General features: G+C 64.6%; 18 protein-coding genes, 1 tRNA gene and 1 pseudogene. 13 read left to right on the forward strand and 7 right to left on the reverse strand.

The features are described from left to right. The first annotated feature begins 118 nt into the window (after positions 1 to 118). The 8 genes from CEW83_RS09630 (at position 119) to CEW83_RS09665 (ending at position 9,878) form a co-directional block, all read left to right on the forward strand. Entirely contained in the window at positions 119 to 2,206 is a 2,088-nt protein-coding gene (locus CEW83_RS09630; protein ID WP_108949145.1) for a TonB-dependent receptor family protein, read from the forward strand. Between the two features lie 19 nt (positions 2,207 to 2,225). Continuing rightward, positions 2,226 to 2,729 carry a DUF302 domain-containing protein gene (locus tag CEW83_RS09635; RefSeq protein WP_234419048.1) on the forward strand — a complete coding sequence of 168 codons (504 nt, stop codon included), beginning with the start codon at positions 2,226 to 2,228 and terminating at the stop codon, positions 2,727 to 2,729. Between the two features lie 280 nt (positions 2,730 to 3,009). Next, on the forward strand, positions 3,010 to 3,966 hold the full coding sequence (locus CEW83_RS09640; RefSeq protein ID WP_199915258.1) for a TAXI family TRAP transporter solute-binding subunit: 957 nt from the start codon (positions 3,010 to 3,012) through the stop codon (positions 3,964 to 3,966). A 90-nt stretch (positions 3,967 to 4,056) separates the two neighbouring features. Continuing rightward, positions 4,057 to 5,877, forward strand: coding sequence for a TRAP transporter permease (locus CEW83_RS09645; RefSeq protein WP_199915259.1), 1,821 nt, complete (start codon positions 4,057 to 4,059; stop codon positions 5,875 to 5,877). Between the two features lie 134 nt (positions 5,878 to 6,011). Continuing rightward, the gene (locus CEW83_RS09650) at positions 6,012 to 7,142 is read left to right on the forward strand and encodes a saccharopine dehydrogenase family protein (RefSeq protein WP_108949149.1); all 1,131 of its coding nucleotides are present in this window, start codon (positions 6,012 to 6,014) and stop codon (positions 7,140 to 7,142) included. 31 nt (positions 7,143 to 7,173) lie between these two features. Then, the gene (locus CEW83_RS09655; protein WP_108951317.1) at positions 7,174 to 8,676 is read left to right on the forward strand and encodes an aldehyde dehydrogenase family protein; all 1,503 of its coding nucleotides are present in this window, start codon (positions 7,174 to 7,176) and stop codon (positions 8,674 to 8,676) included. Between the two features lie 154 nt (positions 8,677 to 8,830). Then, on the forward strand, positions 8,831 to 9,409 hold the full coding sequence (locus CEW83_RS09660; protein WP_108949150.1) for a DJ-1/PfpI family protein: 579 nt from the start codon (positions 8,831 to 8,833) through the stop codon (positions 9,407 to 9,409). Positions 9,410 to 9,494: 85 nt separating this feature from the next. Beyond that, on the forward strand, positions 9,495 to 9,878 hold the full coding sequence (locus CEW83_RS09665; protein WP_108949151.1) for a ribbon-helix-helix domain-containing protein: 384 nt from the start codon (positions 9,495 to 9,497) through the stop codon (positions 9,876 to 9,878). Positions 9,879 to 9,902: 24 nt separating this feature from the next. Here CEW83_RS09665 and CEW83_RS09670 read toward each other — a convergent pair. Together CEW83_RS09670 and CEW83_RS09675 are read right to left on the reverse strand one after the other, a co-directional pair. Then, positions 9,903 to 9,998 (reverse strand): annotated as a pseudogene (locus CEW83_RS09670) (4Fe-4S dicluster domain-containing protein); the annotation flags it as partial. Positions 9,999 to 10,071: 73 nt separating this feature from the next. Then, positions 10,072 to 11,040 (reverse strand): glucokinase, encoded by a 969-nt coding sequence (locus CEW83_RS09675; protein WP_108949153.1) that lies wholly within the window; start codon positions 11,038 to 11,040, stop codon positions 10,072 to 10,074. Positions 11,041 to 11,312: 272 nt separating this feature from the next. On the opposite strand from CEW83_RS09675, the gene pgi reads away from it, so the two are divergent. Both pgi and CEW83_RS09685 read left to right on the forward strand, forming a co-directional pair. Then, positions 11,313 to 12,968 carry a glucose-6-phosphate isomerase gene (gene pgi / locus CEW83_RS09680; protein ID WP_108949154.1) on the forward strand — a complete coding sequence of 552 codons (1,656 nt, stop codon included), beginning with the start codon at positions 11,313 to 11,315 and terminating at the stop codon, positions 12,966 to 12,968. Between the two features lie 148 nt (positions 12,969 to 13,116). Then, on the forward strand, positions 13,117 to 16,986 hold the full coding sequence (locus tag CEW83_RS09685) for a DUF3427 domain-containing protein (RefSeq protein WP_108949155.1): 3,870 nt from the start codon (positions 13,117 to 13,119) through the stop codon (positions 16,984 to 16,986). A gap of 185 nt (positions 16,987 to 17,171) precedes the next feature. On the opposite strand, the gene CEW83_RS09690 is transcribed toward CEW83_RS09685, so the two are convergent. From CEW83_RS09690 to CEW83_RS09705, 4 genes are all read right to left on the reverse strand, one after another. Continuing rightward, positions 17,172 to 17,248: transfer RNA gene (locus tag CEW83_RS09690), tRNA-Pro, on the reverse strand. A gap of 48 nt (positions 17,249 to 17,296) precedes the next feature. Further along, on the reverse strand, positions 17,297 to 18,265 hold the full coding sequence (gene ispB / locus CEW83_RS09695; RefSeq protein ID WP_108949156.1) for an octaprenyl diphosphate synthase: 969 nt from the start codon (positions 18,263 to 18,265) through the stop codon (positions 17,297 to 17,299). Between the two features lie 95 nt (positions 18,266 to 18,360). Further along, entirely contained in the window at positions 18,361 to 19,110 is a 750-nt protein-coding gene (gene ugpQ / locus CEW83_RS09700; RefSeq protein ID WP_234419049.1) for a glycerophosphodiester phosphodiesterase, read from the reverse strand. Between the two features lie 5 nt (positions 19,111 to 19,115). Beyond that, a complete protein-coding gene (locus CEW83_RS09705; protein ID WP_420094094.1) occupies positions 19,116 to 20,402 on the reverse strand; it encodes an extracellular solute-binding protein in 1,287 nt (428 codons plus the stop codon). Between the two features lie 194 nt (positions 20,403 to 20,596). Between CEW83_RS09705 and CEW83_RS09710 the strand changes: the two genes are divergently transcribed. Beyond that, positions 20,597 to 20,971, forward strand: a complete 375-nt coding sequence (locus CEW83_RS09710) for a hypothetical protein (protein ID WP_108949157.1) — start codon at positions 20,597 to 20,599, stop codon at positions 20,969 to 20,971. Positions 20,972 to 20,991: 20 nt separating this feature from the next. On the opposite strand, the gene CEW83_RS09715 is transcribed toward CEW83_RS09710, so the two are convergent. After that, positions 20,992 to 22,029 (reverse strand): aldo/keto reductase, encoded by a 1,038-nt coding sequence (locus CEW83_RS09715; RefSeq protein ID WP_108951320.1) that lies wholly within the window; start codon positions 22,027 to 22,029, stop codon positions 20,992 to 20,994. 106 nt (positions 22,030 to 22,135) lie between these two features. Between CEW83_RS09715 and rlmM the strand changes: the two genes are divergently transcribed. Beyond that, positions 22,136 to 23,230 carry a 23S rRNA (cytidine(2498)-2'-O)-methyltransferase RlmM gene (gene rlmM, locus CEW83_RS09720; protein WP_108949158.1) on the forward strand — a complete coding sequence of 365 codons (1,095 nt, stop codon included), beginning with the start codon at positions 22,136 to 22,138 and terminating at the stop codon, positions 23,228 to 23,230. 295 nt (positions 23,231 to 23,525) lie between these two features. Continuing rightward, a complete protein-coding gene (locus tag CEW83_RS09725) occupies positions 23,526 to 25,007 on the forward strand; it encodes a DEAD/DEAH box helicase (RefSeq protein WP_108949159.1) in 1,482 nt (493 codons plus the stop codon). The last annotated feature ends 56 nt before the right edge of the window (positions 25,008 to 25,063 follow it).

Below are 25,063 nucleotides of genomic sequence, written 5' to 3' on the forward strand. Positions count from 1 at the left end.
CATGAGACGGATTCGGCGAACGTGCTGAGGCTGCGCGCCGCGAAACCCAATAGAGTGAAGCGCATCAGCGGACGGCGATGTGCCAGACCGCGATCCACAATCGACCAGGACTCGGACCATGGACGACCGCCAACTCCGCACGACGCCGCTTCGGCTGGCCGCCCTCCTCTGCCTCGGCCTCGCTGCCGGCACATCCTTGGCCGAGGATCAGCCCCTTGGCGCGATCGTCATCACCGGCAGCCGGGTGGAGGTTTCACCGTTCGACGTGCCCTATTCGGTCGAAGGCGTCCCGCTGTCGGAGAACGCGGCCGAGGGCTTGCGGGTGAACGTCTCTGAAGTGCTTGCAGGCGTGCCCGGGGTGGTGGTGCAGAACCGGCAGAACTATGCGCAGGATCTGCAGATCTCGGTTCGCGGCTTCGGTGCCCGCGCCGCCTTCGGTGTGCGCGGGGTGAAGCTGATCGCAGACGGCATCCCGGCCACGAACCCCGACGGCCAGGGCCAGGCAGCCACCTTCAACCTCGATACCGCGGAACGCATCGAAGTGCTGCGCGGTCCGTTTGCAACCATCTACGGCAACCATGCAGGCGGCGTCATTCAACTGTTTTCGCGCGACGGCAAAGGCACGCCGCGCGTGAGTGGCGGCATCGCCGGCGGCGATCACGGCACGCTGAAGATCGACATCGGCGCGGAAGGCGAGAAGGACGGGATTGGCTACGTGCTCGACGCCTCGCACTTCGAGACCGATGGCAAGCGCCGCTACAGCGCGGCAACGCGCGACCAGGGCTTTGCCAAGCTGACGCTGAACCCGGACGAGGACAGCAAGCTGACCCTGATCGCCAGCGGCCTGCGCCAGCCCGACACAGAGGACCCGCTCGGTCTCACCTGGAACACCTGGAAGCGTGACGACACCGCGGTCGAAAGCGTTGCCCTGCAGTATCAGACACGAAAGAGCATCGAACACATGCAGGGCGGCGCCGTGTACGAACGCCGCTTCGGCGAGGACAGACTGCAGTTGCAGGCCTATGCCGGGCAACGCAGCGTGATCCAGTATCAATCGATTCCGAAAGTTGCGCAGAGCGCCATCACCCAGGCCGGCGGCATCATCGATTTCGATCGCGACTTCCATGGTTTAGGCGCACGCTGGATCGCACAGCGCTCGCTGGAGCACGGCAAGCTGACGGTCACCACCGGCTTCGACTACGACCGTTCGCAGGACGACCGTCAGGGGTACCAGAACTTCATCGGCAACACGCTGGGGGTAAAGGGAGAATTGCGCCGCGACGAGATCGACACCGTCACCAGTCTCGATACCTACGTGCAGGCCCGCTGGCAGCAGGGCGACTGGGACTGGTCGCTGGGCGTGCGTCACAGCAACGTGAAGTTCGACGTGGACGACAACTTCATCGTCGGCGCCAATGGCGACGACAGCGGCACGGTGCGCTACCGCAAGACCACGCCGGCCTTCGGCGTACTGTGGCGGGCGACACCGCTGCTGAACCTGTACGCCAGCATCGGCACCGGATTCGAGACCCCGACCCTGACCGAGCTGTCGTATTCCGCCGCAGGCGGCTTCAATTTCGACCTCAAGCCCTCGCGCAGCCGCCAGATCGAGCTGGGCCTGAAGGCCTACGTGGGCGAAACCGGCCGCATCAACGCAGCCCTGTTCCAGATCCGCACCGAGGATGAAATCGTGGTCGCGGGCTCGAGCGGTGGCAGAACCGACTACACCAATGCGGGGCAGACCCTGCGTCAGGGCCTCGAGCTGGCGGCGGAAAGCAGCCTGACCCGCAGCCTGAGCGTGCGTGGTGCGCTGACCTTCATGCGCGCGGTGTATGACGAAGCCTTCGCCACGGTGGAATCCGGCAATCGCATTCCCGGCGTACCGGCGGTTTCGGCCTACGCCGAACTGGCGTGGAAGCCGTTTGCCGGCCTGAACACCGCAATCGAGGCGGTGCATCGCAGCAAGGTGCAGGTCAATGACAACAACGACGACCGCCCCGCGCCGGCCTACACCCTGGTCAATCTGCGCCTGGGCGCCGAACAGCAGTCCGGCCCCTGGACCTTCAACCAGTTGCTGCGACTGGACAACGTCTTCGACCGCAAGTACGTCGGCTCGGTGATCGTCGGCGACCGCAACGGCCGCTACTACGAACCGGGCCCAGGGCGCAGCGTGTATGGCGGCGTTCGCGCCACCTACCGCTTCTGAGCCGGCGCCCGTCATGCGCATGCCACAACGCCTCCGCAAGGCCCTGCTCGCCATCGGCATGACCTGTGCTTTGTTCGCAGCGCCCTGCACCCGGGCCGCCGACGCCGACGCGGTCACCCTCGCCATCGAGAACGCCGCTGTCGACGATGTCAGCATTGCGCTCACTGACGCGATTGCGGAAGAAGGCATCACGGCACCGTCCGAGAGCCACTTCGGCGACATGCTGGCGCGCACCGCCCCTGAACTCGGCCACCGCGCCGACCTCTACGCCGAAGCCCGGATCTACACCTTCTGCAGCGCGGTCGTTGCCGCGAAACTGGCGACCGAGTCGGCGCACAACATCGCCCACTGTCCGCTGTCGATCGCGGTATACAGCCTTCCCGCCGACAAGGGCAGCGTGTATCTCGGCTACCGCCGCAGTGTCGACTCAGCGGGCGGCCGTGCCGCCGATGCGCTGCTGGCCCGAATTGCCGCACGCACCGCAGCACAGTTTCAGCACGCAGTCTCCCCCGCAACGCGCTGATTGCGCCGCCCGGCAGCGTGTGTCACGCATCGGCCGCGCACCTACCGCCAAAGCCATATACTCCCGTGCAAGGCGATCAGCGCCAGACAGCGCGCGGCCAAGGCCTTTCAATGAGCCGAAACGGGTGCGCAAAACGACCTGTTTGTGCGATAGTACTCGCCCGCTATCCGGTGGCCCATGGCCCGATCGGCGAAGCCGCCCGAGAATGAGAAGCACGCGGCAGTCTCTCCGCCCGACCGGTCCTCTGACAGCGGACATCACGCCAACAACGGAGATGAAGATGAAGCTTCGAAGCATTGCAACCCTCGGCGCAAGCCTGGCACTCGCGTTCGCAACCACAGTCGCGTCCGCAGAAACCCGCGTCACCTTCAAGGCGGCCAAGGCCGGCACCTCGTACTATCAGATGGCCGTGCAGATCGGCGAGACCGTCAAGAAGACCAGCGCGGGCGACATCATCGTCACCGTCGAGGAAAGCCAGGGTTCGGTGCAGAACGTGATGGAATCCGCCGCACGCGGCAAGCACTACATGTTCACCTCGCCGCCCTCGCTCGTCGACAAGGCGGTCGCCGGCGAAAAGCCCTTTGACCCGGAAGAGGCCACGTTCAAGAAGATCCGCGCGCTGTTCCCGATCCCCTCGCTGACCATGCACTACGTGGTTCGCAACGATGCCGGTATCAAGACCTTTGCCGACCTCGCCGGCAAGCGCTTCGTGACCGGCAAGGGCTCCTTCGGTGCCGCGGAAGCCGCGCGCAACTTCAAGCTGTTCGGGCTTGAGGGCAAGATCGACGTCATCGACATCGAACTCTCCGGCGCCGGCGCTGCGATGAAGAACCGCCAGGTCGACGGCTTTGCCACCGCGGGTTCGTGGCCGGCCCCCAACGTGGTCGAAGTGGCTGCAAGCTCGCCGGTTCATCTGCTGTCAATGAGCGACGAGCAGATCAAGGAGACCGGACATAGCCGCATGGTGATCCCCAAGGGCACCTACCCGGGCATGACCGAAGACATCGTCACCACCTCGCTGCCGGTGATCTCCTACGCCCTGACGGACATGGACGACGCCACTGCGTACCAGCTGACCCGCAGCTACTGGCAAGGTCTTGCCGAGATGGCAAAAACCAACCCGTGGTGGAGCGGTGTGCTGCCGAGCCTCCTCGACAACATCACCGTAAAGCTGCACCCGGGCGCGCTCAAGTACTACACCGAAGCCGGCATCGCCGTGCCGGACCGGCTGAAGTAAGCCAGCTCCATCGTGCGGCGTCCGCGGACGCCGCCCTGCCCCGTTTCCCGCCGCGCCCGCACTTCCTGCGGGCGCCATCACTTTCAGATCATGACCGACACCTCCCCCGCTGTGGCCCCAGCCCTGGCGCCCCGGCACTCACTCCTGTCCCTGCACTCCGTAATGGTGCTGCTCGCCTTTGCCTCGGTGGCCTTCCACCTGTGGCTGGTGACTGCAGGCCTGATCCCGCACCTGGTGAGCCGCCCGCTGCACATCATCGCGGTGCTGCCCTTCGTCTTTCTGTTCACCGCGCAGCCCGCCACCGGCTGGCGCCGCGTGATCGACGTTGCCCTGTGCGCCTTCGGCCTTGCCGCCTGCATCTACGTGCTGGTTCAGTACGAGGCGCTGGACGAGCAGTACGGTCGCCTGCGCGGCACGATGCAGTTCGTGGTGGCCTGGGGCCTGATCCTGCTGGCACTCGAGATGGCGCGGCGGCAGGTTAAATGGGCCATGCCCTCAACCGCGGCGCTGGCCCTGCTCTACGGCCTTTTCGGGCAGTACCTTCCGGGCGAACTCGGCCATGCGGGCATTCCGCTGGCCAGCTTTCTGGGTACGCTGACGATTACCGAAGGTGGCTTGTGGGGCAGTCTCACCGGCACCTCGGCCGAAGTCGTCGCGGTGTTCGTCATCCTGGGTGCGGTGATCGGCGCAGGCGAAGGCGGTCAGGGGTTCATGGCCGCGTCCATCGCGCTCGCAGGTCGTCTGCGCGCCGGTGCGGCCAAGGTTTCGGTGCTCTCGTCCGCCCTCTTCGGCTCAATCTCGGGTTCGGCATCGGCCAACGTTGCCTCGACCGGCGCCATCACCCTGCCGACGATGAAGCGCCTCGGCTATCCGCCCGCGCTCGCGGCCGCCGTGGAGGCCGTGGCCTCGTCCGGCGGTCAGATCATGCCGCCGGTGATGGGTGCAGGCGCCTTCATCATGGTCGAGTTGCTGCGCACCACCTACAACGAGATCCTGATGGCAGCCCTGCTGCCGGCGGTGCTGTTCTTCTGGGGCGTGTGGGCGGGCTGCGACCTGTACGGCCGCCGCTACGGCCTTGAGCCGATGCGGGCCAAGGACATCCCGCCCTTTGCCCGCGTGGCGAAACTGGTCCTGTTCTTCCTCGTGCCTTTCGGACTGCTGCTGGGCATCCTGTTCCTGTCCGGCAATACGCCGCAGTACGCGGGGGCCGCGGCCACCGGTGCCAGCGCAGCACTGTTGCTGTTCAACGACCAGCTGCGTCCGTCGCTGACGCGCTGGGCCAGCCGGCTGGTGGAGGCCGCTGTCAATGCGGCACGCCAGATCGCCACCATCGCCGCCATCATCCTGTGCGCGGGCCTGATCATCGGCGTGCTCAACATGACCGGCCTCGGCGTCAAGATCACCTCGCTGATCCTCGGCCTGTCGGGCGGCAACCTGTGGGGCGCCTTGCTGCTGACCGGCCTGGCCTGCCTGATCCTGGGCATGGAAGTGCCCACGACTGCGGCCTACGTCATCTGCGTGGCAGTTGCAGGCCCGGCGCTGATGGAGATCGGGCTGCCGCCGCTTCAGGCCCACCTGTTCATCTTCTGGTTTGCGCTGCTGTCGACGATTACCCCGCCAGTGTGCGGCGCGGTCTTCATCGCGGCGGGCATGGCAGGCGCCCCGTGGCTGAAGGTTGCGTGGCATGCCATGACGCTCGGCGTCGGCCTTTACATCGTGCCGCTTGCCTTCGTCGCCAACCCCTCGCTGACCGCCCTCGGCTCGACCCCATGGCTGGCACTCGCAGCATGCGTGAAGATCGGCATCGGTGTGTGGATGGTGAGCCGTGGCCTGATCCACCGCGAAGCCATGACCGTACGTGCGCTGTGGGTGGCCGCCGGCATGGTGGTGATCTTCGCCTTCGGCATCTGAAACAGCGCCGGCGAGCGTCTGATGTCGCCGGGCACAGCCCGGCGGCTGTCCTGGCCGCTCCCGGGTGTTCCGGCACCATTTCGGCACCATGATGTCCCACCCTGAAGCAGGTCAATGCCTGCAGGGAGGACGCCATGAAGCAGATCCTGATCGTCGGGGCAGGCAAGATCGGTGCAGTGATTGCAGACTTGCTGAGTGCCTGCGGAGACTACGAGGTCACCGTGGCAGATCGCGATGGTGATGCGCTCGGTCGCCTTGAAACGGCGCTGCCGGCGCTGACCGTGGAGACGCTCGACGCACATGACGACACTGCGCTGTCTCCCATCCTTGCCAACAAGTACGCACTGATCAACGCCAGCCCCTTCGGCATGAGCGCACGCCTGGCGCAGGCCGCGGCCGGTGCCGGCGTGCACTACTTCGACCTCACCGAAGACGTCGCCAGCGCACACAGCATCCGCGACCTGGCTCAGGATGCCAGCACGGTGCTGATGCCGCAGTGTGGTCTCGCCCCCGGTTTCATCTCGATCGCGGCCCATGATCTGTGCACCCGCTTCGACACCCTGCACAACGTGCACATGCGGGTCGGTGCCCTGCCCCGCTTTCCGTCGAACGCGCTCAAGTACAACCTGACGTGGAGCACTGACGGGCTGATCAACGAGTATCTCAACCCGTGCGAAGCCATCGTCAACGGCGAGCGCCGCGAGATGCCCGCGCTCGAGGAGCTCGAGCACTTCTCGCTCGACGGTGACAGCTACGAAGCCTTCAACACCTCGGGCGGACTCGGCACGCTGTGCGACACCCTCAAGGGCCGGGTGAGAAACCTCAACTACCGCACGGTGCGCTACCACGGACACCGCGACGTGATGAAGCTGCTGCTCCACGACCTGCGTCTGGGCGAACGCCGGGACCTGCTCAAGGACATTCTCGAAGCGGCGATTCCAGTCACGATGCAGGACGTGGTGCTGGTGTTCGTCAACGTCAGCGGCATGCGCGAAGGCCGCCTGATGCAGGAGACCTTCGCCCGCAAGATCTACAGCTGCAGCATCAACGGCACCCTGCGCAGCGCGATCCAGATCACCACTGCCAGCGCCCTGTGCACCGCCCTGGACCTGCTCGTCGAAGGCCGCTTGCCCGAACGCGGATTCGTGCGCCAGGAGGACATCCGCTTCGACGATTTCATGTGCAATCGATTCGGGCGCAATTTCATGATCGATGGCGTCGAACCCGACTCGGCTTCGACCGGCGGCGAGTGCAGAACGATGTAGTCCGGCCGCGCCCATGCTCAAGGAGAACAGGATGAATACGCACGACATCTTTCGTCATCTCGGCATCGATACCTCGGTGCTCCGCACCGGCGACGTGTGGGTGGATTCTCCCATCGACGGAACACGACTGGCACAGCTCGCCCCCGACACCGCAGATATCGTCGACACCAAGATCGCCCTCGCCAGCCGCGCCTTCGATACCTGGCGCCGTGTGCCCGCGCCGCGCAGGGGAGAACTGATCCGCCGCTTCGGCCTTCTGCTGCGTGAGCACAAACCCGTGCTCGGGGCGCTGATCACGCTTGAGTGCGGCAAGATCATCGCCGAGGGTGAAGGCGAGGTGCAGGAGATGATCGACATCTGCGATTTCGCGGTCGGCCTGTCGCGTCAGCTCTACGGTCGCACCATCGCCTCCGAGCGCCCGCTGCACGCCCTGCGCGAAACCTGGCACCCGCTCGGGCCGGTGGGCATCATCAGCGCCTTCAACTTCCCGATGGCGGTGTGGTCGTGGAATGCCGCACTTGCCCTGGTGTGCGGCGACAGCATCATCTGGAAACCTTCGATCAAGGCCCCCCTGTGCGCGCTGGCCTGCCAGCACCTGCTCGAGCGGGCCGCGAGCGACATGGACGACGTGCCGCCGGGACTCTCCTGCGTGCTGATCGGCAACAACGACACCGGCAGCCTGCTGGTGGACGATCCTCGCGTGCCCCTGATCAGCGCCACGGGCAGCTGCACGATGGGGCGACAGGTCGGGCCGCGAGTGGCGCAGCGCTTCGGGCGCACCATTCTTGAGCTCGGCGGCAACAACGCCATCATCGTTGCACCAAGCGCCGATCTCGAACTCGCACTGCAGGCGATCACCTTTGGCGCGGTCGGCACCGCCGGACAGCGCTGCACCAGCACGCGCAGGGTCTTCCTTCACCAGCAGGTGCGCGACGAAGTGCTTGCGCGACTGAAGAAGGCCTGGACCGGCCTCGTGATTGGCGACCCGCGCGAGCCCGACACCCTGATCGGCCCGCTGATCGACCGTCAGGCCTTCGAGAGCATGACCCTTGCCCTGCAAGCGGCGCGCGCACAGGGCGCAGCAATCACCGGAGGCGAACGCGTGCTGAGCGATCTCTACCCCCAGGCCTGGTACGCGAGACCAGCCATCGTGGAAGGTACGGACAGCCTGCGCAACAGCCTGGAGGAGACCTTCGCGCCCATCCTGTACTGCTTCGAGTACACGGATCTCGACGAAGCGATCGAACGCCACAATGCCGTACCTCAGGGCCTGTCGTCGGCGATCTTCACCCGCGACCTGCTCGAGGCCGAGCATTTCCTGTCCGCAGTGGGCAGCGACTGCGGCATTGCCAATGTGAACGTAGGCACCAGCGGCGCCGAAATCGGGGGCGCCTTCGGCGGCGAGAAAGAGACCGGTGGCGGCCGCGAGTCGGGCTCCGACGCCTGGCGCGGCTACATGCGGCGCTCGACCGCCACCATCAACTTCTCGACGCAGTTGCCGCTGGCCCAGGGCGTGAACTTCGGGACCTCCTGAGGGCCGTGTCCACGGAGCACGGGGACGCGCGGACGTCACAACCGGATACCACCCCGGGCACAGGCAATTCGCCCAGACTTTGCCTGCCGATGCACGGCCACCTGCAGTGGCCCGCATCGCTGACACGACCTGCAAGTAATTCGAGGAGACGACAATGGGCAAGAAAATCCTGATGATCTGCGGCGATTTCTGCGAAGACTATGAAACCATGGTGCCCTTCCAGACCCTGCTCGCAGTCGGCCATACGGTGCATGCCGTGTGTCCGGGCAAGAAGGCGGGCGAAACCATCGCCACCGCAATTCACGACTTCGAGGGCGACCAGACCTACACCGAAAAGCGTGGTCACAACTTCAGCCTCAACGCGAGCTTCGACGAGATCGACCCCGCAAGCTACGACGCACTGGTGATTCCCGGCGGTCGCGGCCCCGAGTACCTGCGCCTCAACGACAAGGTCGTCTCTGCCGTGCGCCACTTCTTCACCGCCAACAAGCCGGTCGCCGCCGTGTGTCACGGCGCGCAGTTGCTGGCCGGCGCGCGCGTGCTTGAGGGTCGTACCTGCTCGGCCTACCCGGCCTGCCGGCACGATGTCGAGCTTGGCGGCGGCACCTATGCCGACATCCCGATCGACCAGGCCGTCACCGACGGCAACCTGGTCACCGCCCCGGCGTGGCCTGCACATCCGGCATGGCTCGCCCAGTTCCTGACCCTGCTCGGCACCCGCATCACCCATTAAGCGATGTCCGGCACAGGCCCGGTGTCGCAACACGCCGGGCCTGCGCCTACAATGCCATGGAGAACACTGCCCGGCGGACCAGCACATGTGCCAGATCTTCACCCATGCAGAACCCGACCTCTACGCCTGCCGCGCCCGGTCGATCAGGCTGCGCGGCGTCGCGACGAGCATCCGTCTGGAGAACATCTTCTGGCAGGTACTGGAGGAAATCGGCCAGCGCGACGGGCTCACCGTGCCGCAACTGGTCACCCGCCTGCACGACGAACTGACCGCCGCGGGCAAGCTGCAGGATCGAAGCAACTTCACCTCATTCCTGCGCGTGAGCTGCACCCGCTACCTCGAACTCGAAGTCACCGGCCTGATTCCGGCCGACCGCGCAGTCCCCATCGGCTCGCTCGACGCCGACACGGTGCTCGCCGGCGAACGCCGAGCACCGCTGCCACTCGCGCGCGTGCGCAGCGTGGCCTGACACCAGGCGGCCCCGTGGGCCCGGTTACATGCCCTGATAGATCGGCCCCTCTCCGCCCTGCGGCACGACCCAGTTGATGTTCTGCGTGGGGTCCTTGATGTCGCAGGTTTCGCGATGCACGCCAGAACACGCAATTCCGGGGATTGGTCTCGCGCTACAGGACATCGCTGCGAAACCGGTCCGCAACCGCCCGTCAGTCTTCGAGACTGCGCGCAGCCCCGATCAGCGCCGGCCACGGCGCATCGATCACAAAGGTCGGAACCTCCGCGAGGTAGGCGCTGAAGCGGCCCTTGTGCTCAAACCGCGCGCGAAACGGCGAGGCATCGAAAAACGCGCCGAGTCTGGGCACGATGCCGCCGCCAATGTAGAGACCGCCCCGCGCGCCCAGAATCAGCGCAATGTCGGCAGCGACCGTGCCGAGCAGCGCACAGAAGTCGTTCACCACGGTGACGCAGTGTTCGCACTCACCGCTCAGCGCCCGGCGGGAGATCTCGCCCGGGTCCAGCGCCTCGGCCACCCTCCCGCTCAGGGCCGCGTTCGCCTCATGGAGCGCAACCAGCCCCGCCCCGGAGATCAGACGTTCGGCCGAAACATGTGAATAGCGGCGTGCAAGCAGCCCGATCAGTTCAGCCTCATGTGCGGTGCTGGCCGCAAGGGTGACATGCCCGCCTTCGCCCTCGAGCGGAATCCAGCCCTTTCCGTTGGGCAGCAAGCCCGACACCCCCAGGCCGGTGCCGGGGCCGACGACGCCGATCGCCCGCCCCTTTGCCGCCCGACCACCGCCGACCTGTCGCAGCTCATGCGGTGCAAGCGCCGGGATCGACAGCGCCAGCGCGGTGAAGTCGTTGAGAAAGCACAGGCGCGCCAGGCCCAGGTCGCGGCGGAGCGCTTCGATCGAAAACGCCCAGTCGTGATTCGTCATGCGTATCTGGTCGCCATCGATCGGGGTGGCGATGCCGATTGCCGCCCATACGGGCTGCACGCTACCGCAATCCTTCAGATAGCGCGCGATGACCTCACGCGGGCCGGCGAAGTCGGCACAGCGAAACGTCTCGACCTGCTGCGGCAGGCAAGCGGGGCCATGAATGAGCGCGAAGCGGGCATTGGTCCCGCCGATGTCGCCGACCATTCGTGGAAAGCTGTCAGGATGCGAAGTGGGCATGAAAAAGGGACTCTGAAGCGCTGAATGACAAAGCGGAGCGGCCCGCAAGCGTCTGGAACCCAGTCTCGCACGAAAGCGCGCACCCTCCAATACGCCCCTGATACGGCGCTGCTTGCACTCGCTTGCCTTGGCCGCAAGTGAAGATTGGGGTGCTATGGCATTGGCAACTCCGGTATCGTTGTAACTGATGAAAAAAATTAACTGTTCCGCGCGGCAGGACTTCAGTGGCGACCACCCGCCGCTCAAGCACGTCCGCAGATTTGGTGACTGACATGAACCCGACCACCGTACTTACGCATCCCGTCACGCCTGCATGGCAGGCCCTGGCCGCGCATCATGCCGACATTGCCGAAGCCCAACTGCGCGACCTGTTCAAGGACGATCCGCAGCGCTTCGAGCGCTTCTGCCTGCGTGCTGCTGGCCTGACACTCGACTACTCGAAGAACAGGATCACCACGGACACCGTCGGACACCTGCTCGCCCTCGCACGCGAAAGAGGGCTTGAAGCCGCACGCGATGCGATGTTCGCCGGCGCGCACATCAACAACACCGAAGATCGCGCAGTGCTGCACACCGCCCTGCGCAATCCGGCCGGCAGCCGGGTCGAGGTCGATGGCGAGGACGTCATGCCCGCGGTGCTGGCGGTGCGCAAGCGGGTGGGAGACTTCGCCGAGGCTGTCCGCGACGGAAAATGGACGGGCTACACGGGCGAAGCGGTCACCGACGTGGTCAATATCGGCATTGGCGGCTCCGACCTCGGGCCGGCCATGGCCTGCGAGGCGCTGGCCGCACATGGCCATCCGCGGCTGCGGATGCACTTCGTGTCGAACGTGGATGGCGACCAGCTGGCACGTGTGCTGGCCAAGGTCGTTCCGGCGCGCACGCTGTTCATCATCGCATCCAAGACCTTCACCACTATCGAGACCATGACCAACGCGGCCAGTGCGCGGGCGTGGTTCCTCGCAGGCGGCGCCAGCGAGCAGGACATCGCCCGCCATTTCGTTGCGGTATCGACGAACGCCGCCCGGGTGGCCGAATTCGGCATCGCCGCCGACAACATGTTCGGCTTCTGGGACTGGGTCGGCGGGCGCTACTCGATGTGGTCGGCCGTTGGCCTGCCGGTTGCGCTGTACGTCGGGCGCGAGGGCTTCGAAGCCATGCTCGACGGCGCGCATGCGATGGACCGGCACTTTGCCGAGGCGCCGCTCGAAGCCAACATGCCGGTGATTCTTGCCCTGCTTGGCGTGTGGTATCGCAGCTTCTTCAACGCCGGCAGCCAGTGCATCGCACCCTATGCCCAGGCGCTGTCGCGCATGCCGGCCTACCTGCAGCAGCTGGAGATGGAGAGCAACGGCAAGTCGGTGACGCGGGACGGCCAGCCGGTCGCATCGCTCACCTGTCCGGTCGTGTGGGGCGAGCCCGGCACCAACGGACAGCATGCCTTCTTCCAGCTCCTGCATCAGGGCACCGACCTCATCCCGGTCGATTTCATCGCGCCGCTCAAGGCCAGCCATGGGCTGCCCGATCACCATCGCCTGCTGCTGGCCAACTGCATCGCCCAGAGCAAGGCACTGATGGTCGGCAAGACAGCCGCCGAAGTGCGCGCGGAGCTCGCCGCGAGCGGCATGGATGCCGACGCCGCGCAAGCGCTCGTGCCGCACCGCGTCTTCCCCGGCAACCGCCCCAGCAACACCCTGCTCATGCCCGAGCTGTCGCCGCGCACGCTCGGCACCCTGATCGCGCTCTACGAGCACAAGGTCTTCGTGCAGGGCGTCATCTGGGATGTGAACAGCTTCGACCAGTGGGGCGTCGAGCTCGGCAAGCAGATCGCCACCCGCATCGCCGGCGAGCTGGCGGGAGGCCCGGCGGGCGAACATGACGCTTCCACTCTGGGCCTGATTGCGATGGCACGCACCAGCGCGTCCTGATGCAGGGCGAGCAGCCCGGCGAAGCGCGCTGAGTGAGTCGCGAAGAGCGTACGGCACTCCGCACTGCTCGCATCGCGGCATGACCTGGTAGTCTCTCGGAAATGCATTGCGAATGTCGCAAGCACCTGCGTTTCCAGTCACTGCCACGATGTCCAGCACAAACAACTACTACGACAAGAATGCCCCGCAGTTTTTCTCCAGCACGGTGGACGTCGATATGTCCGCCCTGCATGAGCGCTTTCTGGCCGGGATCCCGGCAAAGGGCCTGATCCTCGATGCAGGCTGTGGCTCGGGCCGGGACAGCCGAGCGTTTCTGAACCGCGGATACAGGGTTCGGGCGTTCGACGCCAGCGCTGCGCTATGCGAACTGGCTTCACGGCACATCGGACAGGCGGTCGAGATGCGCGGTTTCGACGAAGTCGATGAACTGCTCTGCTACGACGGCATCTGGGCGTGCGCAAGCCTGCTCCACTTGCCCGGCGTGGATATGGATGCTGCGCTGGCACGGTTGTGGGCCGCACTCAAGCCCAATGGCGTTTTCTACCTGAGCTTCAAGCTCGGAGAGGGTGAGCGGGTGCAGGACGGGCGCCACTTTACCGATGCAACCGAGGCAAGGATCCGTGCCTGGATTGCCCCCTTCGCCGACCTTGCTGCAGCGGAGTGCTGGACGACACAGGATCAGCGCCCCGGACGCACCGAGCAGTGGATCAACGCGTTGATCCGCAAGCGCGGGCCCGCAGCGACCAAGCTCATTGTCGGTGGCGAACGCAATCACTTCCTGCCTCACCTGTGTGCAGCAATCAGCCAGGCGGACGAGATTGACCTCGCCGTTGCCTTCATCAAGACAACGGGTCTGCGACTGCTCTTGCCCGATCTGCGCGCTGCGCTAACCCATCAGGAAGGTGAGGCGAAAGACGGGACGCGTGCGCCGGTGCGACTGCGCGTTGTGACCAGCGACTATCTTGACGTGACCGATCCCGAGGCACTGCGGTTGCTGATGCTGCTGAAGGAACTCGGCGCGCAGATCCGGGTATTTGAATCCGCGGGCAGCAGCTTCCACATGAAAGCCTATCTGTTCGCACATCTTCACGGCGGCAACGAGTTACGCGGTACGGCCTTCATCGGGTCGAGCAATATCAGTCGTCAGGCGCTCAAGGATGGCCTGGAATGGAACTACCGCGTCGACTACCCGGGCGATGACGGTTTCCTTCAGGCACGCTCGCGCTTTGAGGAGCTGTTTCGGTATCCGCGCACGGTGGAGCTGACTGATTACTGGATCGATGCCTACGAGCGCCGCCGGGTTCAACTTCCGCAGGCAGTCTCGCCCGGCAGCAACGAGGTGGAGCCACCTCCCGTCCCGTCCTCGATTCAGCGTGAAGCGCTGCAGGCGCTGGTGGCGACGCGTATTGAAGGATACAGGCGTGGCCTGGTCGTGCTGGCCACAGGGCTCGGCAAGACATGGCTTGCCGCGTTTGATTCCGAGCAGGTGCGAGCCCGTCGCGTGCTGTTCGTCGCCCACCGCGAGGAGATTTTGCAGCAGGCCGCCGAAACCTTCCTCCGCATCCGGCCGGCGGCACGCGTGGGCTTCTATGCCGGGCAAGTACGGGACCGCGATGTCGACGTGCTCTGTGCGTCTGTGCAAACGCTTGGGCGAGCAGCACACCTGGAGTTTTTTGGGCCGCAGCACTTCGACTACATCGTGATCGACGAATTTCACCACGCGGCTGCGCCAACCTATCGCCGTTTGCTTGCGTACTTCGAGCCGCGCTTTCTGCTTGGCCTGACCGCAACACCGGACCGGACCGATCAGTCGGACATTCTCAGCCTGTGCGACGACAACCTCGTATTCACCTGCCAGCTCTTTGCCGGTATCGAGGCTGAACTGCTGGTACCCTTCCACTACTACGGCATCTACGACGAGTCGGTCGACTACACCGGCATTCCGTGGCGCAACGGCCGTTTCGACCCCGAACAGCTGTCCAACAAGCTGGCCACCCTTGCGCGTGCACGACACGCATTGCGCCAGTGGCAGTCGCGCGCCCAGGCACGCACCCTCGCATTCTGCGTATCGATTCGGCACGCGGAATACATGGCCGAGCAATTTCAACGCGCGGGCATTCCCAGCGCTGCGGTTTACGCTGGATCAGCAATGAGTCGTGGGGATGCGCTTGAGCAGTTGGCGGAAGGCCGCTTGAAGGTCATTTTCTCGGTCGATCTGTTCAACGAGGGCGTCGACCTTCCAGCCATCGACACGGTAATGATGCTGCGCCCGACCGAGTCCAAGATCCTGTTCCTGCAGCAGCTTGGTCGCGGGCTGCGCAAAGCGCCGCACAAGGACAAGCTCGTCGTGCTCGACTTCATCGGGAACCATCACAGCTTTCTGCACAAGCCCCAGGCACTGCTGGCGGTGGGTACGAGCTATCGGCAACTGGCGGCCTTTGCACGCAAGGTCGAGAACGGGGACCTGGAATTGCCGGATGGCTGCTTCATCAACTACGACCTCCAGCTCATCGAGTTTCTGAAGTCGCTCGACAGTGACAGCGCAGCCAAGGAGTACGAAGCACTGAAAGGCGCACTCGGCCGCCGCCCCTCCCTGGCGGAGTTCTACCGCGCCGGCGTCAGCGTATCGCGCATGCGTCAGCAACACGGCTCGTGGTTCGAACTCGTGCTCGACCAAAAGGATTTGTCGGCTGATGAGGAAAGTGTCGCCCTCGCACAGAAGCGCTTCCTGCGTGAGGTCGAAAATACGGCGATGACCAAGAGCTACAAGATGGTCTTGCTGGAGGCGCTGCAGGAGCTGAACGGCTGGCTGGAATCCCCGACACTTCATGCGCTCGCTTCGCAGTCATGGCGGGTGCTTCAGCGGCGGCGCCCCTTGTTGGCAGATCTGCCTGCCACACTCTCCACGGGGACCGACGAGGCACCGGAAACCTGGTTACGGTACTGGAAGGACAATCCGGTCAACGCCTGGATCGGTGGCAATCGAACGAACGGTGCCGACACATTCTTCCGCGTGCTTGATGACCGGTTCGTGCCGACCTTCGTCGTACCAGAAGATCGCGCAGCCGCATTCTCTGAGCTGGTGCAGGAATTGGTCGACTACCGTCTTGCTGCTTACGAGGTGCGAAAGACAACCGCGCCGGAAGGCGGCGGCAATGTCATCCCGCTGCGCAGACCCGCGCCCGAGCGCACCGAACTGCCTTACTTTCCGAATCTGAGAATCGCCTGCGGCCATTTCAGGACCGGACGGGCGGATGCCGAAGAACACCGCAGCCTTGGGGCCGGCTACGGCCGCCTGGACCCTGCTCGCCACTTCATCGCCCGGGCGAGCGGCAACTCGATGGACGGCGGCAAAAACCCGATCCGGGACGGCGACTATCTCCTGCTGGAGCTCATCAGCCCCGGCAGTGCCGGTTCGATCACTGGCGCGACGGTTGCCATCGAACGTGGCGACGGCACTGGAGACAACCAGTACCTGCTGCGGGTCGTCACCAAAGGGCCTGATGGGCAATACGTCCTCAAGGCCAACAACCCCGCTTACGAAGACATGGCGTCAAGCGATGAGATGCGCACGCTGGCGCGATTCAAGGCCGTCATCGACCCGTTGGAACTCATGCATGGCGAGCGTCTGATGCGGGAGGAGATTCCCGCTCTGTTTGGCGAGGCGTTCAACCCCGGCAACTGGAACAGCGGGCATGTCGTACTTGCCAACAAGAATGCGCACATCCTGCTGGTGACACTGAACAAACAAGGCAAAGCCGAGGACCACCGCTATCTGGACCACTGGATCGACGAACACAGCTTCCACTGGCAAAGCCAGAACGCGACGACACCAGAGAGCAAGCGGGGCCGCGAGATCATCGAACATCAGAAGAAGGAATTGGCGCTTCACCTGTTTGTGCGCGAACACAAGCTTGAAGCGGGCAAGGCAGCACCTTTCACGTATTACGGACAAGTCCGGTACGTCAGCCATACGGGCAGCGCGCCGATGAGTGTGGTGTTTGCAGTGGGTGAGTGAAGCAGGATGCAGTGCGGGCATCTTGATCGGCAAGATGCGACGGTATGGCGCGAAAAAATCGCGCGGCGAACCTGGCTCCGAATTTTTTGGAGCAGAAATGGCGCAAGCTCGACCTGAGCCTTGCGCCAAAGCACCGCAGTAAACGAAAAAAGCCTTGACAAATCAAGGCTTTTTCGCGGGATTTTTGGTCGGGGAAAGAGGATTCGAACCTCCGGCCCCTGCGTCCCGAACGCAGTGCTCTACCAGGCTGAGCTATTCCCCGACACTGATTTACAACTTTGCTTCGTGCTCTGCGAAGCCAAAAACTATATCAGTAATTTCTGGCAACTGCAAAGTCCGATAATTGTAGCAACGCATCCTTGAAAATGGAAGGGGGAAGTGTCGAAATAGCGTCGATTGCACGATCAGCTTCTTCCCGCGCATAACGCCGTGCCTCGTCCAGCGCTTTGGTGCTCTGAATGGCGGCGAGTACGGCCGCAAAATCGTCGCGTCCGCCGTTCTCGATTGCGCCCCGCACCAGTGCGGCCTGCTCGGGCGTACCGTGCTGCATGACGTGGATCAGCGGCAGGGTGGGCTTGCCTTCGGCGAGGTCGTCGCCGAGGTGCTTGCCGGTTTCCGCTTCGTCAGCTGAGTAATCGAGCACGTCGTCGATGATCTGGAAAGCCGTGCCGAGATGCATGCCGAAGGCTGCGAGACGGGTCTCGATGGTTTCATCCGCACCGGCGAGGATGCCGCCAAGCCGGGCGGCCGCTTCGAACAGCTTGGCCGTCTTGTAGCGGATGACGCGCAGGTAGTCGTCGATTTCGACGTCGGCATCATGGCAGTTGAGCAACTGCAGCACTTCCCCTTCGGCGATGACGTTGGTTGCATCCGACAACACGTCCATTACCCGCATGTTGTTGACGCTCACCATCATCTGAAAGGCGCGCGAGTAGAGGAAGTCGCCCACCAGAACCGAAGCGGCGTTGCCGAACAGGGCGTTGGCGGTCTTGTTGCCGCGCCGGAGTTCGGATTCGTCGACCACGTCATCGTGCAGCAGGGTGGCGGTATGGATGAACTCCACCACCGCAGCCAGCTCGTGATGATGCGTGCCGCGGTAGCCCATCGCGCCGGCCGCAAACAGGACGAGCGCGGGGCGCAGGCGCTTGCCACCGCTGTGAATAATGTATTCCGCGACCTGCCGGATCAGAACCACATCGGAGTGAAGTCGCTGTCGGATGACGGCATCCACCGCCTGCATATCGGCGGCAATAGGTGCAAATAGCTGCTGGGCGGACAAGACTGGATGCTCGCGGAAAAAACGGGATGGTAGGGGGCTGCTGCAAGGCGCGTCAAGGAAGACCGCGGATTGATCGGTTGAGAAACGAGCCTCTGTTAGGCAGGAAACATATCCGAGGCACGCACTCGGTCGGGGAAATCGGTGATTACAGTCTCAACCCCCATGCGCAGCAAGGCTTTCGCGCGCTCGGCGTCATTTTCGGTGTACACCGCAAGATGATAGCCACTGTCACGGACCGTCCGGGCCTGTGCTGCATCGAGCGCGTCTGCGCAGACATGAATCGCGTGCACGCCCAGGCCTGCTGCGCGGCTGGCCCAGTCCTCCGGCAAATCCTCGACCAGCAGACCGTAGATCGCGCCGGGCAGAATCTCCATTGCCGCAGCCAGGGACGCATCTTCAAACGAGGAGATGACCAGCCCCGGCACGCCATTGGCGCGCCCCCGGAGAAGATGGTCGGCGACAACGCGCCCGGTCTGATGCTCGAAACCGGCTGCGGGCTTGATCTCCAGATTCACCGCCAGACCAAGGGCCGCACAGCGCGCGAGCGCCTCGTCCAGCGTCGGCAGCCGTTCGGCGGCAAAGGGCGCATCAAACCAGCTGCCGGCATCGAGCTTGCGCAACTGCGCCAGCGTGTGACGACTCACCTCACCGTGGCCACTTGTCGTTCGCTCCAGCGTTTCGTCGTGAATCAGCAGCGGAAAGCCGTCTGCGCTGAGCATGACATCGAACTCGACGCCGCGACAACCATGCTTCACCGCAACCTCAAGCCCGGCCAGCGTGTTCTCCGGCGCTAGCGCGCCGCCGCAGCGATGCGCCAGCACCTGAGGCAGAGGCCACAGCAGCACTTGGATCAGCTCCCGGCAGCGCGCACCACGGCGTTGTCGAGTGCTTCCTTGGCCGCCTTGCGGTCGGCCCAGACGCCTGCAAGCTCTTCGTCGATGATGCGCCTCACCTTCTCGCGCCCCACGACCGGCTGTGCGGCCGAGTCACCCGTCACCGGCTTGTTGGTAAGCTGGCCGACCGCCACCTTGATGTTCTCAAGATCGGTTCCGAGCAGTTCGCTGCGCGAGGCCAGCAGACCCGCACGATTCAGGGGCAGATAACCCGTTTCGCGCTGCCAGACGACCTGGTTTTCAGGCTGCAGCCAGAAGCTGACGAACTTCGCGACACCCTTGTACTCGGCCGCCTTCTTTCCTGCCGCAACCCACATGGCCGGGCCGTCGGCGAGCGTGTTTTGCGGCGCACCCGGAAAATCGTCGTAGTACGGCAACTGCGCCACACCGACATCGATCGTGCCCTTGCTGCGGAATCCGGCCCAGCTGTTGGACGGGGCCGCAATGACCGCGCATTCGCCGCTGGCAAAATGCTGCCCGGCTTCGTTGCCACGCTCGAACACCTGCAGGTAACGCGCCCGGTGCCAACTCGCCATCATCGCGACGTGCTTGACCTGGAACATGCCGTTGAACGACGGTGCGGACACTTTTCCGCGCATCGCTGCAACCGGTTCGTTGTGCCACGCGCTGAGGTTCTCCACCATCACCCGGCCCGGCTCAGCCACCGTATAGGGGCAGGTATGTCCGGCATCGGCGAGGCGGCCGAGGACGGTCTGAAGATCGAACCACGTTGCCACGCTGGTGGTTTCCGGATTCATCCCGGCACGCCGCAGTGCATCGCGGTTCAGGAACAGCACCGGCGTCGACAGGCCGATCGGAAGCGCCAGCAGCTGGCCTTTGGAATCCACCGGGGTGCGCGTCATCATTGCGGGCGGGCGCAGCGTCTGCAGCGCGCTGCCGGTTTCCTTCATCACCGCGTGCAAGGGCTTGAAGCGGGGCTTGCCGGCCAGGAAACGCTCTTCATCGTCGCCCTCGAGAATCATCAGGTGCGGCGCGTTGGCAGACTTCCAGTCCTGCTCGGACAGCACCACCTGGTATTCCTTGCTCTGCGCGTTGAAGCGCTCGACCAATGCCTTCAGGGATGCCGCGCCTTCCTCGGGAAGACGCTGAAAGAGCTCGATCTGCTGCACTTCAGCAGGCTTGGCGGGCGCTGCCGCAACCGCATGACTGGCGACCGCAAGCACGGACATGGCGCCAATGCCGAGTGCGCGACGAAAACCGAATCGGGAAACGAATGAATGCATGGGATATCTTGATCTCAGGACTGGAACGAGCCGTGTTCGGAATAACGCACAAGGCGTGCGATAAGTTTCAAATTATAGACGGCGTGCGTGAGAAGATCGTGAAGGGCTCACATGCGCTCACATCTTGATACAAGCTTCAAGATTTCGGCTGCGCTGCCGTTAGCTTCAATAACGTCAATCGATTCGAACAGACCATGCGCAAGAAGATTCGGTTTCTGATCCTGCTGGCCCTGATTCCGCTGACAACGGGGTGCGACCAGCTGATCGAACTGCTCGAGCTTCCCAACCCGGCGAAGGAGGCCGCGCTGGCAGAGGCGGAAGGCCAGGCCATCGGCAGCGCCTGTCGTCATGCCGGTCGTTCGCTGGAGGATTGCTACCTCCTCAACCCCTCGGCACAGAAGGCGGCCGTGTTCGCGGGCTGGCGGTCGATGAACGACTACATGATGGAAAACAAGCTGGAGGTTGTGCCCTCGCAGCTGCAGGCCAAGTCGGCTGCGGCCGACTCCGCTGCCCCGGCACCCGCTGGCGCGCCCGCTTCGGCGCCTCCGGCCAAGGCAGGCGCTCACTGAGGGGCGGGCACAATGCGCGCTCAGGGCGCGGGATTGGTGTAGAGCAGGTGAATGCGCTCGATCGCCTCAAGCAGCTCCGGGGTGAGCGGTTTCGACCAGGCATCCAGATTTTCCGCCAGCTGCGCTGAAGTACTGGCGCCGATGATGGTGCTCGCCACGCAGCTGCGGTGATACACGAAGGACAGGGCAAGCTCGGTCGGCGTCAGGCCATGCTCGCGCGCAAGCTCGGCATACGCCGCCACCGCGGGTTGAACGTTCGGCTTGGTGTAGCGCTGCCCGAAGGACTCGAACTCATTCAGACGGCCCGCTGCAGTCGGGTTTGCAAGATACTTGCCGGTCAGGTGCCCGAACGCGAGCGGGGAATACGCCAGCAGGCCGACCTGTTCGCGATGACAGACCTCGGCCAGGCCATACTCGAACACTCTGGTCAGCAGGCTGTATGCGTTCTGCGTCGACACCACGCGCGGCAGCCCGGCTTCGGCAGCGATGCGCACAAACTCCATTACCCCCCACGGATGCTCGTTGGACAATCCGACGTGGCGGACCTTGCCCTCGTCCACCAGTTCGGCCAGCGCCTCGAGCTGAGCACGGATCGGCGTGCACTCGCGCTCCTTGGCGGGGTCGTACTGCCACTGCCCGAACAGCGGCTGATTGCGTTCCGGCCAGTGCAGCTGATACAGGTCGATGTAGTCCGTCCGCAGGCGCCGCAGACTGCCCTCGACCGCCTCGCGGATATTGGCGCGGTCGAGCGCCAGTGGCCCGCCACGAATCCAGCCCAGACTGCGCGCCGGCCCCGCCACCTTGGTGGCAAGCACGACTTTTTCACGCACCTGCCGGCTCAACCAGTTGCCGACAATGGTTTCGCTCGCGCCACAGGTTTCAGCGCGCGCCGGCACCGCGTACATCTCGGCGGTGTCGATGAAGTTGAGACCGCGCTCAAACGCCATGTCGAGCTGATCATGCGCGTCGGCCTCAGGCGTCTGCTGCCCAAACGTCATCGTCCCGAGGCACACCGCGGACACCCGCGGCCCCTGCTCGCCCAGCACCCGATAGATCATCCCGCCGTCGCTCATCCGCATTTCTCCTGTTGATTCAAGCCGTCACGACATATCATGCGACCCTTCGCATCACCATGATACTTCAGCGCCCCGGCGCACTCTGCCCATGTCCGACCATACCCCGCCCGCCAGTATCGCCATCTCCGGCCTGCTCGCCTACTGCCGCCCCGGTTTCGAAAAAGAGCTGGCTTCCGAGCTGGACGACATCGCCGCCGACGCAGGCATGATCGGCTTTGTCCGCACCCAGCCCAACTCGGGCTACGCGGCCTTCGAAGCCTTCGAACCCGTCCCCGTCTCCACCCTGGGCGAACACGCCGACTGGCGCAAGCCGGTGTTCGCCCGTCAGCTGCTGCCGTGGTTCGCGAAGGTCGACGACCTGCCCGAACGCGACCGCGCCACGCCCATCGTTGCCGCGGTGCATGCTTCGGGTCAGCGCTTTTCCGGCGTCGTGCTCGAAACCCCGGATAACGACGAGGCCAAGCAGCAATCCGGCTTCTGCCGCCGCTTCGCCGAGCCGCTCACCCGCGCGCTAGAGAAAGCCGGACGGCTGCGCACCAGTCGCACCGGTCTGCCGGTGCTGCACGTCGTCTTTACCAGCCCGACCACGGCCTGGCTCGCCTCCGGCCTGCCCGGCATGTGTGCGCCGTGGCCGATGGGCATCCCGCGCCTGCGCATGCCCTCCAACGCGCCCAGCCGCTCCACGCTCAAGCTGGCCGAAGCCTTCATGACCCTGCTCTCGGACGAGGAGCGCGAGAACAACATCCGCGCCGGTCAGCGCGCGGTGGACCTTGGCGCAGCACCCGGCGGCTGGACCTGGCAACTCGCCAACCGCGGCTTGCGGGTGATTGCCGTCGACAACGGCCCGATGAAGGACTCGGTGATGGCGACCGAGATGGTCGAGCACCTCAAGGCCGACGGCTTCACCTGGCGCCCGCAGCGCGCGGTGGACTGGATGGTGTGCGACATGGTCGAGCAGCCGAGCCGGATTGCGTCGCTGATGGCCGACTGGGTGGCGACCGGACGCTGCCGCCACACCATCTTCAACCTCAAGCTGCCGATGAAGCGCCGCCTCGAAGCCGTGGAGCAGTGCCGCATCCTGATCCAGAAACGGCTCGCCAGCGTCGGCCCCTACGACCTGCGCATCAAGCAGCTGTATCACGACCGCGAAGAGGTCACCGCGTACCTGACGCTCAAGCGCTGAGCCCGTTCCAGCGCCCCGCGCAAAGCCGGTTCTGCCGGCTGTGCGCGGGATCGCGCGCATTCGTGCGACCGCGCCCTCTCCGAGACCGGCACAACACTCCCGCACATGCACTTGCGCCGGAAGCACTTGTCACAAAACGCTTTTCGGCCTGTGTGTATAATCCTTTCTTTTTTCCGTATCCAGCCCGCCCGCCGGCACCCGCACTCGTCAAGGGCGCATTCCCGGCGCATGCTCATCCTGACACCCACAGTGGTCACATGGTTGCGCGGCAGTTGGCCCAACCAGAAAGGCGCTCATGAGTTTTGCCGACCTCGGCCTCATCCCGGAACTCCTGCAAGCCGTAGCAGAATCCGGCTACACCGACCCCACCCCGATCCAGAGCCAGGCAATCCCCATCGTGCTTGCCGGCAAAGACATTCTGGGCGGCGCCCAGACCGGCACCGGCAAGACCGCAGGCTTTACCCTGCCCCTGCTGCAACGCCTTGCCCGCCATGCCAGCACCAGCACCTCCCCCGCCCGTCACCAGACACGCGCGCTGATTCTCGCGCCGACCCGCGAACTGGCGATGCAGGTGTATGAGTCGGTCAAGACCTACAGCAAGCACATCCCGTTGCGCTCGACCTGCATTTACGGTGGCGTCGACATGAAGGCCCAGGTCGCCGAACTGCGCCGCGGCATCGAAATCGTCATCGCCACGCCGGGGCGCCTGCTCGACCACGTCCAGCAAAAGACCATCCAGCTCAACCAGGTCGAAATGCTCGTGCTCGACGAAGCCGACCGCATGCTCGACATGGGCTTCATCCCCGACATCAAGCGCATTCTTGAGCTGCTGCCGGCGAGCCGTCAGAGCCTGCTGTTCTCGGCCACCTTCTCCGACGAGATCAAGAAGCTCGCCGACCAGATGCTGAAGGACCCGCAGCTGATCGAAGTCGCGCGCCGCAACATGGTGTCGGAAACCATCACGCACGTCGTGCACCCGGTCTCCGCTGGCATGAAGCGCAACCTGCTCGCGCACCTGCTGCGTCATCAGCCCGACACCCAGGCACTGGTCTTTGTTGCCACCAAGATCGTATGCGGCCGCCTCGCCCACTTCCTGGAGCGCAGCGGCATCTCCGCCGATGCCATCCACGGTGACAAGGGGCAGCAACAGCGCACCGAAACCCTGGAGGCGTTCAAGGCCGGCAAGCTGCGCGTGCTCGTGGCCACCGACGTTGCCGCACGCGGCATCGACATCGACGAACTGCCCAACGTCATCAACTTCGAGTTGCCACACACCGCCGAAGACTACGTCCACCGTATCGGCCGCACCGGCCGTGCCGGCCACAAGGGCAACGCGGTGTCGCTGGTGTGCTCGGAAGAAAAGCACTATCTTGCCGACATCCAGAAGCTGATCAAGCTCGAGATTCCGCAGGAAATCGTGCCCGGCTTCGACCCCGACCCCGATTTCTTCGAAGCCGGCAGCCGTCACCGTGGTCGGCGCAGTGGCGGCGCCAGCGCATCCATGCCAGCCGAACCACGGCAGAGAGCGCCGGCTGCACCCCGCGCTGCACCTGCCGCAGGCGAGTCGCGCGGCGGCCGCAATGGCAACACAGGCGGTGGAAATCGCGGCAGGCAGAGGTCCACTGTCGCACCGGACGGCTTCGATTTCAGCAAACCCTACGAATCTGCCCGCGCCCCCGAAGCGACGGCGGACACCGGCGCACCCGCTGAAAAATCCGCGCCGCGCCGCCCGCAGCGTCCGATCGCGGTACTGCTGGGCGGGCTGGGGCGGAAATAGGCCCGCGTCGCCCGGCTATTCGACCGATTTGGCGGCAGCACTTCAAGTATCCTGAA

It is taken from the genome of Parazoarcus communis (genome assembly GCF_003111645.1).
Classification (GTDB): Bacteria; Pseudomonadota; Gammaproteobacteria; order Burkholderiales; family Rhodocyclaceae; genus Parazoarcus; species Parazoarcus communis_A.